Source organism: Staphylococcus pragensis, assembly GCF_004785665.1.
Classification (GTDB): domain Bacteria; phylum Bacillota; class Bacilli; order Staphylococcales; family Staphylococcaceae; genus Staphylococcus; species Staphylococcus pragensis.
The window spans coordinates 31,693-44,257 of the sequence record NZ_SRPJ01000003.1; the positions used below are offsets into that span (position 1 = coordinate 31,693).

At 33.6% G+C, this 12,565-nt stretch carries 12 protein-coding genes; 7 read left to right on the forward strand and 5 right to left on the reverse strand.

The annotated features are described in order from the left end of the window. Positions 1-29 precede the first annotated feature (29 nt). Positions 30-374 carry a hypothetical protein gene (locus tag E2558_RS07955; RefSeq protein ID WP_126564797.1) on the reverse strand — a complete coding sequence of 115 codons (345 nt, stop codon included), beginning with the start codon at positions 372-374 and terminating at the stop codon, positions 30-32. A 152-nt stretch (positions 375-526) separates the two neighbouring features. Beyond that, positions 527-1,573: a PTS sugar transporter subunit IIC gene (locus E2558_RS07960; protein WP_126564796.1), complete on the reverse strand. Its 1,047-nt coding sequence runs from the start codon at positions 1,571-1,573 to the stop codon at positions 527-529. 311 nt (positions 1,574-1,884) lie between these two features. Between E2558_RS07960 and E2558_RS07965 the strand changes: the two genes are divergently transcribed. From E2558_RS07965 to E2558_RS07980, 4 genes are all read left to right on the forward strand, one after another. After that, the gene (locus E2558_RS07965; RefSeq protein ID WP_126564795.1) at positions 1,885-2,196 is read left to right on the forward strand and encodes a hypothetical protein; all 312 of its coding nucleotides are present in this window, start codon (positions 1,885-1,887) and stop codon (positions 2,194-2,196) included. Positions 2,197-2,237: 41 nt separating this feature from the next. Beyond that, on the forward strand, positions 2,238-3,059 hold the full coding sequence (locus E2558_RS07970; protein ID WP_126564794.1) for an ATP-binding cassette domain-containing protein: 822 nt from the start codon (positions 2,238-2,240) through the stop codon (positions 3,057-3,059). Next, on the forward strand, positions 3,046-3,750 hold the full coding sequence (locus E2558_RS07975) for a hypothetical protein (RefSeq protein WP_126564793.1): 705 nt from the start codon (positions 3,046-3,048) through the stop codon (positions 3,748-3,750). The genes E2558_RS07970 and E2558_RS07975 overlap by 14 nt, the downstream gene beginning before the upstream one ends. A gap of 207 nt (positions 3,751-3,957) precedes the next feature. Then, positions 3,958-5,844 carry a glycosyltransferase family 2 protein gene (locus tag E2558_RS07980; RefSeq protein ID WP_126564792.1) on the forward strand — a complete coding sequence of 629 codons (1,887 nt, stop codon included), beginning with the start codon at positions 3,958-3,960 and terminating at the stop codon, positions 5,842-5,844. Between the two features lie 78 nt (positions 5,845-5,922). Here E2558_RS07980 and mntC read toward each other — a convergent pair whose 3' ends face one another. From mntC to E2558_RS07995, 3 genes are read right to left on the reverse strand one after another with little or no spacing between them, the layout of a single operon-like run. Further along, positions 5,923-6,852, reverse strand: coding sequence for a manganese ABC transporter substrate-binding lipoprotein MntC (mntC, locus tag E2558_RS07985; protein ID WP_126564791.1), 930 nt, complete (start codon positions 6,850-6,852; stop codon positions 5,923-5,925). Then, positions 6,849-7,685, reverse strand: coding sequence for a metal ABC transporter permease (locus tag E2558_RS07990; RefSeq protein ID WP_126564790.1), 837 nt, complete (start codon positions 7,683-7,685; stop codon positions 6,849-6,851). Before E2558_RS07990 ends, mntC begins: the two co-directional genes overlap by 4 nt. Next, complete coding sequence (locus tag E2558_RS07995) at positions 7,678-8,421, reverse strand: metal ABC transporter ATP-binding protein (RefSeq protein WP_126564789.1); 744 nt, start codon at positions 8,419-8,421, stop codon at positions 7,678-7,680. Before E2558_RS07995 ends, E2558_RS07990 begins: the two co-directional genes overlap by 8 nt. 384 nt (positions 8,422-8,805) lie before the next feature. Between E2558_RS07995 and brnQ the strand changes: the two genes are divergently transcribed. From brnQ to E2558_RS08010, 3 genes are all read left to right on the forward strand, one after another. Next, positions 8,806-10,167, forward strand: coding sequence for a branched-chain amino acid transport system II carrier protein (gene brnQ / locus E2558_RS08000; protein ID WP_126564788.1), 1,362 nt, complete (start codon positions 8,806-8,808; stop codon positions 10,165-10,167). A gap of 155 nt (positions 10,168-10,322) precedes the next feature. Beyond that, positions 10,323-11,015 (forward strand): class I SAM-dependent methyltransferase, encoded by a 693-nt coding sequence (locus tag E2558_RS08005; RefSeq protein WP_126564787.1) that lies wholly within the window; start codon positions 10,323-10,325, stop codon positions 11,013-11,015. Next, the gene (locus E2558_RS08010) at positions 11,012-12,565 is read left to right on the forward strand and encodes an ABC transporter substrate-binding protein (RefSeq protein WP_126564786.1); all 1,554 of its coding nucleotides are present in this window, start codon (positions 11,012-11,014) and stop codon (positions 12,563-12,565) included. The genes E2558_RS08005 and E2558_RS08010 overlap by 4 nt, the downstream gene beginning before the upstream one ends.

Genomic DNA, 12,565 nt, shown 5'->3' on the forward strand with positions numbered 1-12,565 from the left:
ACATTGTCGTCTAGCTCGTTTTTAAATCGTTATACAAGAAGTAATTTAATACCTCTAAAGATATTTAATAAGAATAATATACCTGCCCAAATAAAGAAAATAACAGCAAGTACAAGACCTACAAACCAGCCCATGCCATGATGTGAACCGACTAATGCTGGGACAATCATTAATGCTACGAAACCTAAGCCAATGAGTACCCATGTCCAAATGTGATTAAATAAAGCGTTTCTAGAATGCGTTGATCCAGGTGGTGATGCGAAAATCCATACAATCAATGGGAAAAGGACTGGCGCAAAAAATACACTTAGGTAACTTAACGCGCCTAATATATTACCGCTTCGTTCGTTATATCTATCTTCGTAATTTGCCATGTTTTTCACCTCAACTCTATATAAACACATAATAAGGTTGAATTTAAGGATAAAAGCCTTAAATTACAACTCTGTAAGTTAAGCAATAAAAAAAGAACTTTCGAGAAAATAATCATTCCCGAAAAGTTCTTTAAATTCCCTGTGTATTTACATTATGCTTCTGAATGTTGTTCTTTATTTTTGTTCCAAGGCATTGGAATGTGTAAATGTAATAAGTCGAATTTTTTAATAATGAAACCGATAATAAACGCTAAAACAACAGCTGTAATTGCGACTGCTACAATTGTAATAATTGAAGTGATTGGGTTGTTGAAACCGAATAATACAATCGCACCAGCCATTGGTGTCGCCATGCCCGTTACATCAATTTTCAAGCCACTGAAATTGATAATACATGCGGTAAACATACCGATTAGCGCATTTGCCCCATAAAGGACGGGCGCATATTTAACGATAAGATCAATTTGTGTAAGTGGCTCAATAAATACGGCAAAGCGGTTAGACTTGTTACCAATTTTAAGTAAATTAAATAATGTGAAATTCGCAAATGATGCGCCTGTACAAGTGATGGCACCGATAGCCATTGGAACCCCTGTTAAACCTAATATACTTGCTAGTACCATTGAACTTAATGGCGTCATGCTTGTTACTGGAATGATTAAGCCTAAAATAATCGCTAACGCGTATGGACTGCTATCTCCTACAGAGTTAACGGCATTCGCGATTGAATTTAAGACTGCGGTAACGCCTGGATTGATTAATGTTGCTAAGCCATAGACTAAAGCCGGTGCAACAAGAATAACCACGATTAAATCTAAACCGTCTGGTATTTTTTTCTCAATCAATTTAATGACGAAAGCGGTTAAATAGGCTGCAATGAATGCAGGTAATAAACTAAAGTCCTTTAAAGTAAGACCAACGATAACAGCGAATACAGGTGATATTTTTAAGTTGATACACGCGAGTATTCCGACTGCAATACCGCCTAAACTCCCTGCCAAGTCTCCGATTTCCTGTAAGAATTTTATATGGAAAATGCCTCCAATAGCATAACTTAAGAATGCCTGTGGTAAGAAAGTGGCACAAGCAGCCCCTGATAAAGCTTGCAATCCTTCTTGACCATATGGCGCAAATTTCAAGAATAGCTTCATAACAATGAGCACAATCACTAATGTGCCGACCCCTAATATGATATTCATATATAATAACTCCTTAATATATATAATGTGTTTTTTTAAACATTTTAATATTGTAACATATATCGAAAATATTAAATTTGTTAACGATTATATTGTCTATATTTACCGAATTATTTAGAGCTATTATTTTTTATTTTCAAAAGTTCTGTAAAGATGCGCTGAATATTGTAATGACAAGGTCGAGAGAGTGTGTTTGAGGGTGATTAGTGTTACCTAAGCTAACTATTTCTATCAATGGTATAGTGAATATAAATAATTTAATTAAGAAAGTGAAAATTTGATTGTAATTAATAAAACATGGAGATTAATACATGGATGGTATCATTGCGTTTCTTCAAATGTTAGTAATCGTACCTTATTCAATATTTTTATTGGCAGTTTTTATGTATTGTATATGGAAATGCGTCTTTTTCGTAAATGATTTAATTAGGATTTTGTTAGGTAATAGATTGCGACAGGATGACTCTGAGGGTATGTCATTTTTAATTTTATTTATAGCTATTTTTTTAGGATCTTTATTATTTATTATCCCTTTCTATATTGTTGTAATGCTAATTGGTAATTTTTTCCAAATCCCTTTAGTAATTATTGGTATTTACATTATTGTTAAAAAGTTAAAGTAGCGACGAGAAATTTAAGATATTTAATACATAGGAGCGTTGATATGGAAAAGTTTGTAATAGAAGGACAAGATATTTCTAAAGTAATAGATCATCAACATATTATTAAAAAGATAAATATGAATTTTCCATATAATTCTATTGTTTTAATCGAAGGAAAAAATGGTTCTGGAAAAAGTGTTACTTTGAAAATGTTAGCTCATATATTAAAACCATCAAGTGGGACATTAAAGGTAAATGGTATTGTAAGTTATGCACCTGATCACTTGCCATCAACGATTAACTTAACTATTAAAGAATATCTAAAATTCATTAAAGATATAAATTCAAACACGCATTTTAGTATGAATATTGAGGAATTGATTAGTCGATTTAATTTAACTCCTTTTTTAGAAAAAAGAATCAAAGAATGTTCTAAAGGTACTCAACAAAAAGTGAATTTAATTCAATGCTTAGCGAGAAAAGTAGACATTTATATTATGGATGAGCCATTTTCTGGTCTTGATAAGCGTGCGATAGTCCAATTAAAATCAATATTCTCTGAATTAAAACAATCTGCAACAGTAGTCCTAACATCTCATGAAGAGGCGTTGGATTATTCATTTGTTACCCATAAATTTAATTTAGAAAAAAACTCTTTTGCAGTGAATAAATATGAAGCTAAAGCTAAATCAATGATAGTTAAAACTAGAGAAAGTTTAGATTCCAATCTATGTAAAAATTTAAATAAACTTGAAGCGCAAGCAATAAATAATGTTCAAATTAAAGTGAATGTAGCTAAAAGTAACCAATTAATTATGCTGTTGATTGAAGAAGGCTACTTGATTAAAGAGGTAAGAGAGGATAATGAAGATGGCACTTATTAATTATCATTTTAAGAACTTTATAAGATCGTATAAGTGGATTGGGCCTTTAATAATTTTTTTGATCTTGGTAGTAATTCTATATACTTATTCAGGCCAGCCAATACTATCTAGTTTCGCTAGTACCTCAATGCTTCTTCTTTTTATTTCAGCGTGGATAACTGTAATTATTTTTGATATAGATTCTATAAAAGAGAAACAATTATTATTTACACAATTGAAATCTAAAAAGAACTACCTAACTAGTAAATTACTATTCTCTTTTATCATAATTTTGCCCTTAGGTTTATGGGCTGTCATTTATCCTATTATTACTTTTAAATTTGAACACTCGCCTAAATTAATAGAAGTCTTAATCGGTATATATAGTCATATTATTATAATAGCTTTAGGCGTAATTATGACAACTTTAATTAAATCTTTAACTAAGGTTTCTGATAAACTTATTTGGTTATTTATTGTATTAATGTTTTTAATATCAATGTTAAGAAGAATTCTTATTCAATCATTTCCAATTTTAAAATATATTTTATGGATTTTTCCCCCGGTTAGTGATTTTCTTAATATATTAAATAAAAGTCTAGCAGATGTATTAAGTTTTTCATTCTTACTTATTAATTTTTGGATGATTGGTTATTTAATTGTAATGTTGATATTTTTATATATTATTTTTAATAAGTCAGAATATATGTAGAACGACTCCCATCAGAATAGCTCTATATTTTAGAAAATGTACAATGTAAATTACATTTAATATAATAGATAAAATAAAACTGCAAAGTATTATGTTAAAGAATATTGACTGACATAACAGTAACGCTAAATGGGGTTTAATTTTCAAGAAGCGTGAAGCGTAGAGAGAGTTTAATCATTAATAAAGTAATTATAAAGGAGCGCATCCATGGAGAAATTAGTTTCAATCATTATATCTGTGTATAATAAAGAGTTATTTTTAAGGCAATGTATAGAATCATTAATTGATTTGAAGATGGATAAGAGCCAAATCGAGGCAATCTTTGTCGATGATTGCTCAACGGATCAATCGGTGGAGATTATTCAAGAATATGCGAAAGAGCATGCATTTATTCAATTAATCCAATTGCCTCACAATACAGGAAGTCCTTCTGAACCAAGAAACGTGGGTATCGAGAAAGCAACAGGTAAGTATATTACGCTACTAGATGCGGATGATTGGTTAGATGTAGATGGCTTCCCTCAATTAATGGAAAAGGTAGACGCAGATGATGCGGACTTTGGTTTAGGTCAATGTTTCAAACATACAGCTAAGAGTGTATCGTATCATGGTAAATTCACGTCTTATAAAGAAGCGTCATATCTGAAACCTCAAGAGATTAAGAAGTTGTTCAGAGCAGTAGGGCCACCAGGGAAAGTATTTAAACGTCAATTAGTCATCGATAATCAAATTAAGTTTGAACATATGAAATATGGCGAAGATAAATTATTCTTCGTTGAATTATTCTCGAAAGTTAATGACATCACAATGTCAGTAGCGCCAATGTATCATGTGAACCGATATGAGGCGAATGAATCATTAGTGAAGCAAACGTCTATGTTAGAGAAAGCACAGTTAAACTTAGAAATCACAAAAAGAATCTGTGAGATGGACATGGAGTCATCTCTAAAAGAAATGATTATGTCTCGAATTGTTGAGATAGATTTCATTTCACGTTTCCTTCGTACAAAGACTTTTATTAAATCTCAAGATAAACAAGCGTTTTATGACATTTTTGATGAGTTAGAACAACTTTTAACTGAATACAATATTGACGTGCCATCGCTAGTAACAAATCCTGTGTTCAAAGCGATGTATACGTTATATCATAAAGAAGATAAAACAGACTTTATTCATTTTACGAAAGATGTGGTCAATAATAAGTGGCGCTATATTATTCAAGATAATGTCATTTATAGAGATTTCGTCCGTCATTATGACGCAATTAGTCCAATTCGGGTCGATTGTTATCCTATTTATGAAGGGACACATCTCATTAATGGAAATAAATATGAAGTGATACGTGTAATGAAGCCAGAAGAGATTAAGATTCGTGCTGTGAAGATGCTAGAAATTAATAACATGGCGAATAATTGTGAATTAGAATTTGAATATGAGAATGACAGAATCTATATTTTACATGACAATTTTAAAGGATTAGATAAAGCTAATATTAATCTTAGCGTGGAATATGGCGAAGCGGATCACTCCTTGGTATATGCCTCGTTCCCAAGTTTCAATGATGTCTATACAATGAAACGCCAAAGTTTTAAATTGGAACTGATTCATCCAGAAGCTGAGAAAAATTCAGAAACTGCCATTGAGGATAAATACTTTGTGCATATTAGTGGGCCAATGATGACGCTTAAAACGATTAATGTTTATCAAGATTTAGCTTTTAAGGAAAAGGTGGCAAGATTGGAAGCAGGAAGTCGTATAAATCCGAAAGGAATTCAAAATTCGTCAAATGGTACGCCAAGATTAGTGCTTGAAGACGGCAACTTTGTAACGGCCAATAAAGATTTTATCGCGCTAATTAAAACGAAAAATAGCGAAAAATACATCACTGAGATACCAAATGAAGTTAAGATTATTAAAGGATGTAAGTTATACGATTCACGTCAATTTAAAGATAATGTAGTTGCGCCTCTTAAAGTAGGAGAAACGTTGAAGATTAAGAACATTATCTATACTAAAAGCTCAACACCTCGTCTTGTAACTGAAGACGGATACTTCTTAACAGCAAATAAAGACTTTGTAGAAATAATTCATTAATATAATAAGAACATATAAAATTAGAGGTTGAGACATAAACGATTTGTGTCTCAACCTCTTTCACTACTTTATTAATAATTATTCCATGCTTCCGTGAATCGTCTCGATATTATGTTTCATCATTTTATAATAAGAATCTCCTTTAGATCCTTTTTCTCCAATTGAATCTGTAAATACTTCTCCGTAAATGCTTTTGCCAGTTTCTTCAGATAAGCTATTCATAGATTTTTTGTCTACACTTGTTTCTACTAATAAATGTTTAATGTGATTGTCTTTAACAAATTGTATAGCTTGTTTCATTTGTGAAGGTGTGCCTTGTTTTTCAGTATTGATTTCCCAAATATAGCCAGGTTTAATATCAAATGCTTTTGAAAAGTATTTGAAAGCACCTTCACTTGTGATCATGGCACGTTCTTGTTTCGGAATATCACTAAATTTATCTTTACTCTCCTTGTTTAACTTTTCCAACTGAGCAAGATAAGTCTTACCTTGTTTCTCATAGTCTGCTTTATGTGATGAATCTGCTTTAATTAATTGTTTTTGGATGTTCTTCACATATTGAATACCATTGTCTAAACTCAACCAAGCATGTGGGTCAATCTTATCTTTATTGCCAGTTTCTCCATTTAAATAAATTGGTTTAACACCTTTAGACACCGCGAAGACGGACTTATCATCAGTAGATTTACCTGCTTGTTTTAAGGCTTTTTCAAACCAACCGTTACCAGATTCTAAATTGAAGCCATTGTAAAAGATGACGTCTGCATCAGTAAGTTGTTTAATATCTTTCGGTTTCACTTCATATTCATGAGGGTCTTGTCCCACAGGTACGATGCTATGAACGTCTACCTTCTCGCCAGCTACTTGTTTGACCATATCATAAATAATGGAGTTAGTAGTCACGACCTTTAATTTGTCGTGATGTTTGCTAAGTTGATTATTAGAATTTGAACTACAAGCTGCTAGAATGAGCATTAATGCAATAAGTAATGGAATAAATTTTTTCATGTTGTTTGTACACCTCTAAATTTTGTTTTTATTTTTGAAAAGAGAAGAGTAAAAATATAAATACTAAATGTTGCAAGCACAATCGTCGCACCGCTAGGGAGATTGTAAATAAAGCTAAAGTACAAGCCGATGATAGAACTTATTACGCCTATCAAACTTGCTACAATCATCATCGAATATAGATTCTTTGTGATTAAAAAGGCGCTCGAGGCCGGTGTAACAAGCAATGCAACGACTAAGATAATGCCTACAGTTTGAATACTAGCGACGGTTACTAAAGCGAGTAATAGCATTACAAAATAATGTAGCATCGTTGTATTCAATCCACTTACACGGCTGAATGTAGCATCAAAGGTTGAAATCATTAATGGTCGATAAAGTATGACAATCAGTAACATCACGATGACGCCAATAATGATGGTTGTCCAAAACGTTTGTCGTGTGATTGCGAGTAAGTTTCCGAATAAAATATGATGTAAATCTGTCGTGCTATTGATAAGACTGATAATGATGACACCCGTTGCGAGAAATGCAGTGAAACTAATGCCAATCGCTGCATCGGGCTTTGTTTTACTATTGTTTGAAATATAGCCAATTAATAAACTTGCAATCATACCAGTTACTAATGCTCCGATGAACATGGGAATATTGAATAAGAATGATAAAGCCACACCCGGTAAAACAGCATGACTCATTGCATCTCCCATTAACGATAATCCACGCAAAATAATCAAACTCCCTACAGTCCCACATACAACACCTACAATGATTGATGTAATTAACGCGCGGTTTAAGAACTGATAGTCAAATAAATGTTGAATGAAATCAGTCATTTGATAGGGCTCTCCTTTCATCAATAGTAGAAGCTCCATTAAATAGAAAAGTTCGGTTTAGATATTGTGAGTGCATCGCCTGATGACTATCACCGAAGAATCTAACAGTACGATTAAGTAACAGGATTCGATCGAAATATTGTTCTGCTTTAGATAAATCATGATGCACAATAAGAATGAGCTTGCCTTGATTTTTTAATTGGCGAAGTTTCTCCATAATAAGTTGCTCACTGTTAAAATCGATGCCTACAAACGGTTCGTCTAATAAATAAACAGTACTATCTGACATCAATGCTCTTGCTACAAGTACACGTTGCAACTGGCCACCACTAAGCTCGGAAATTTGTTTGTATTGTAACAATGCTAAGTCCAAATCCCTTAATAATTTTTGAAACTTCATTTTTGAAGCGTGATCGACGCGTTTGAACCAGCCGATGGTTTGATAACAACCTGACAATATGACTTTCTCCACATTGATTGGAAAGTCTAAGTCTAATTGTGTTTTTTGAGGAATATATGTAACGTATTGCAATTGTTTATGTATGAATTTGCCATATAAATGCATCTCGCCGGTTGCGTTAAATTCACCGATTAGACATTTCAGCAAAGAGGATTTACCGGCACCGTTGGGCCCCATAATACCGATGATTTCCCCAGAAATTGGAATCTTTAAAGTAATATCTTTAAGGACATGTTTGTGATTTAAATGCAAATTCATGTTGCTAATTTCTATCAACCAACTACCTCCTAAATAAAAGTTTAGGTTAACCTAATTTATTTTATAATAAACACCTAAAATAAGATGTGTCAAGCTGAGATAGTAAATAAAAATATGAATAGTGTATGTAATTATTCGAGAAAAGATGGGTTTAATCGCTCTTTAATCATGGTTGTGGCTACATTTAATTAATTTAGGTCAGATTGACAATCAAGAAGTTACATGTAAAGACCTATGACAAAGGTAAGGTGTCTCAGGTTTTATTAGTGTCATAAACAATGGACGGAAACGTTAAAATACATTAAAATCAGAAAATTTTTAAAATTTATTGAATATTTCGAACAAATAAAGCCGAAAATTTTGTATAATAGCAAGTAAATTATAATTAGGAGAAACAGACATATGACGAAACACAAACTTTCAATTAAAGATAATATTTTTATTGGATCAATGTTGTTTGGCTTATTCTTTGGTGCTGGGAACTTAATCTTTCCAATTCATCTAGGCCAAACGGCAGGGTCTAATGTGTTACTCGCCAATCTTGGTTTCTTAATTACCGCAATTGGGTTACCATTCCTAGGGATTGTAGCGATTGGCATCTCTAAAACGAATGGCGTATTTGAAATTTCTTCAAGAGTAAGTAAAACATACGCTTACTTATTCACTATCGCATTGTATCTGGTAATAGGGCCATTCTTTGCCTTACCAAGACTTGCGACAACATCTTATGAAATTGCATTTTCTCCATTCGTTTCGCCTAGTACAGGTAAAATTTTATTACCCATTTTCAGTATTTTGTTCTTTGTTATCGCATGGTTCTTTGCGAGAAGACCTTCAAAAATACTTGATTACATAGGTAAATTTTTAAATCCAGTATTCTTAATTCTGTTAGGAATTGTGGTACTATTAGCGTTTATCCGTCCAATGGGAGGCATTAGCCATGCGCCTGTAAGTGCGGATTATAGCAATAGTGTGTTACTTAAAGGGTTTATCGACGGTTATAACACGCTTGATGCTTTAGCATCACTTGCTTTCGGTATCATTATTGTAACGACAATTAAGAAGTTAGGTGTGACGAACCCGAATGGTATCGCGAAAGAAACGTTTAAATCTGGTGCCATCAGTATCATTGCGATGGGCGTCATTTACACATTATTAGCTGTCATGGGTACGATGAGTTTAGGACATTTTAAAGTCAGTGAAAATGGTGGTATCGCACTTGCACAAATCGCACAACATTACCTTGGTGACTATGGCATTATCATCTTGTCATTAATCATCATCGTGGCATGTTTAAAAACGGCAATTGGGTTGATTACTGCATTTTCAGAAACATTTACAGAACTCTTCCCGAAAATGAATTATCTATGGTTAGCGACAGGTGTGGCAGTGCTAGCGTGTATCTTCGCTAACGTGGGACTAACAAAAATCATTATGTACTCAACGCCGGTATTGATGTTTATCTATCCATTAGCGATTACGCTCATCTTATTAACATTGGCAAGTCCGTTATTCAATCATTCAACGATTGTTTATAAATTTACAACGTTCTTCACAATGTTCGCGGCGTTCTTTGATGGCGTAAATGCGAGTCCGGAATTCTTTGCGAAGACAGCATTCGCGCAAGCATTAATCGGTTTCGCTCAAAAATATTTACCATTCTTTACGATTGGTATGGGATGGATTGTCCCTGCAATTATCGGATTTATCATTGGTTTCATTGTTTATAAAGTGCGTTTTAGAGGTCACAGACAAATTCAATAATTACCCAATTTATAAGCTATGTTTAACTCATTTAGTATGAGCTAATCATGGCTTATTTTTTATGCTTTTAAAAAAGTCACTATTGTACAAATAAAAATATTATAGTAGTATATAAATCGTAATTATTACGATTTGATAATAGTGAGGAGATTTTGATGACTAAGAGTTATGAAGTTTGGTGGCAAAAGGGAGACGAAACAGACGATGATATGGCCCGCGATCACCAAGAAGCATGGGAGAGAACGATACAACTACTAGATAGTTCAGATATTAAGGGCAAGACGATTTTAGATGTGGGATGTAATCAAGGCGGATTTTTGCGTCAGTTATACGACAAGATTCAATTTAAAACAGGCGTAGGTATTGACTTAGCCCGTTTATCTTTGGAAAAGGCAGACGCCTTAAAAGGACAACGACCGCTTAGCTATTTTTTAACAGACAAACCACAAGATACATCGTATACATATGATACGGCAGTTAGTACATCAGTCTTATATTTAATCGAAGATGTGCCACAGCATGCGCAAGACTTAAAAGCGGTGTTAAAACCTGGTGGCGTTTATTATGCAACATTTGCAGATTTAACACATAATCCAAGTCGTCAATTTATGGATGACACGATTAATAAATATGGCGCGACGCCTTCTCAGAATCACTCGTTAAAGCATATTGTTGATAGCTTTGTTGATGCTGGATTTGAAGTCGCAGTTATGAAAGAACCAGTTCCAGACATCATAGATTTAACACATTATAGTGATTTTTATTTAACGCCAAATGATTATTTACGCACGCTGTATGAAGAGTCATTTTTAATAAAAGCGAGATTGAAAGAAGGTACTGGGGAATGAACAAGAGACTAATAATGACAGTGGCTGCAAGTGCGACACTCTTACTAGCGGGATGTGGCAATAACCATAAAGATGGCAAGGATATCACAGTGTCATTACCAACTGAGGCAAAGGCAGACAAGCTTGATGCACAAGGTTATGACGCGGCAATGCCAGTATATAGCGCGGTTTACGACGCATTAGTGAAATACGATAAAGATAAAGGCATTAAAGCAGGTTTAGCTGATAAATGGAGCGTGGATAAATCTGGTAAAGTGTATGAATTTCATTTAAAAGATAATGTTAAATTCTCAGACGGCTCAAAGTTAGATGCCAAAGCGGTTAAATTCTCCATTGAGCGTGCCAAAGCAATGAATAAAGAAACGACAGTGGAAACGTTGAAGAAATTAGATAAAGTTGTCGTGAAAAATGATCATGTTGTTCAAATTAAATTGAAATCACCGTCGAACCAAGTGTTGAACGAATTAACGCAAGTAAGACCTTTACGCATTATGAGTCCGCATTCTGTAGAAGGTGAGAAAGTGACTGGGAAATTCAAGAAAGCGATTGGTACTGGGGCGTTCGTAGTTAATAAAACGGGCAAAGAAAAGACGACGATGAAACCTAATAAATACTTCGATAATGATCATCCAGTTAAGTACAATCTAGCTTTCCAAACGATTGAAGATGGAGATTCTAGAAATTCTGCTGTGCAAAGTGGCTCAGTAGACATTTCCGGTGGTTCACTAGGCATGTTATCGGATCAACAAATTAAACAAGATAAGAAAAACGACAAATTAACGGTTGAGGATAGACCAAGTACCGTAAGTCATTTCATGGCCTTTAATCCGAATAATAAAATATTGAGCAACAAAGAGATTCGTGAAGCGATAAGTAAGAGTATCAATGCGAAAGCTATTGCGGGTAAACCAGTGGAAGGTTTGTTCCAGAATAATGTGCAGTACGTTAATAAAAAGAATCAGCAGCCTCACGTATTTGATATTGCCGGTGCTGAGAAACTGTTGAAGACTGAAGGTTATAACAAGAATAAAGACGGTATTTTTGAAAAAGATGGTAAACCATTAGCATTCAATTTAGTCATTCAAACGGCAGAGTTTCCAAATTGGAAAGATAAAGCAGAACAAGTGCAACGTGATATGAAACAAGCAGGAATTAAAGTAAACGTTAAAACATTAGATGCTCAATCTTATTACGACACATTGTGGACTAAAAAGGAGTATGACCTCATTTTCTATAGAACGTATTCAGATGCGTTAATGCCATACAACTTTATGAGTTCAGTGTTTAAAAATGATGATGGTAAATCGGGTGTCTTAGCTAATGATGAGGCGCTTACCAAACAATTAGATGATTATCCAGCAAACATATCGAAAGAAAATCAACAACACGCCTTTGATGACATCTTTAAGCACTTTAATAAGCAATATTATGGTGTGCCAATCGCTTATCCGAATGAAACGTTTGTAGTTAGCGATAAAGTAAAAGAATTTAAATTCTCAGGATTAACGGATGCGCCAATAGATTATAAAGCATTGAAAGTTAAAGAGTAA

Excerpts from the sequence above, each read along its gene's own strand:
- E2558_RS07955 (WP_126564797.1), bottom strand. The coding sequence starts at position 374 with ATGGCAAATTACGAAGATAGATATAACGAACGAAGCGGTAATATATTA.
- E2558_RS07960 (WP_126564796.1), bottom strand. The coding sequence starts at position 1,573 with ATGAATATCATATTAGGGGTCGGCACATTAGTGATTGTGCTCATTGTT.
- E2558_RS07965 (WP_126564795.1), top strand. The coding sequence starts at position 1,885 with ATGGATGGTATCATTGCGTTTCTTCAAATGTTAGTAATCGTACCTTAT.
- E2558_RS07970 (WP_126564794.1), top strand. The coding sequence starts at position 2,238 with ATGGAAAAGTTTGTAATAGAAGGACAAGATATTTCTAAAGTAATAGAT.
- E2558_RS07975 (WP_126564793.1), top strand. The coding sequence starts at position 3,046 with ATGGCACTTATTAATTATCATTTTAAGAACTTTATAAGATCGTATAAG.
- E2558_RS07980 (WP_126564792.1), top strand. The coding sequence starts at position 3,958 with ATGGAGAAATTAGTTTCAATCATTATATCTGTGTATAATAAAGAGTTA.
- mntC (WP_126564791.1), bottom strand. The coding sequence starts at position 6,852 with ATGAAAAAATTTATTCCATTACTTATTGCATTAATGCTCATTCTAGCA.
- E2558_RS07990 (WP_126564790.1), bottom strand. The coding sequence starts at position 7,685 with ATGACTGATTTCATTCAACATTTATTTGACTATCAGTTCTTAAACCGC.
- brnQ (WP_126564788.1), top strand. The coding sequence starts at position 8,806 with ATGACGAAACACAAACTTTCAATTAAAGATAATATTTTTATTGGATCA.
- E2558_RS08005 (WP_126564787.1), top strand. The coding sequence starts at position 10,323 with ATGACTAAGAGTTATGAAGTTTGGTGGCAAAAGGGAGACGAAACAGAC.
- E2558_RS08010 (WP_126564786.1), top strand. The coding sequence starts at position 11,012 with ATGAACAAGAGACTAATAATGACAGTGGCTGCAAGTGCGACACTCTTA.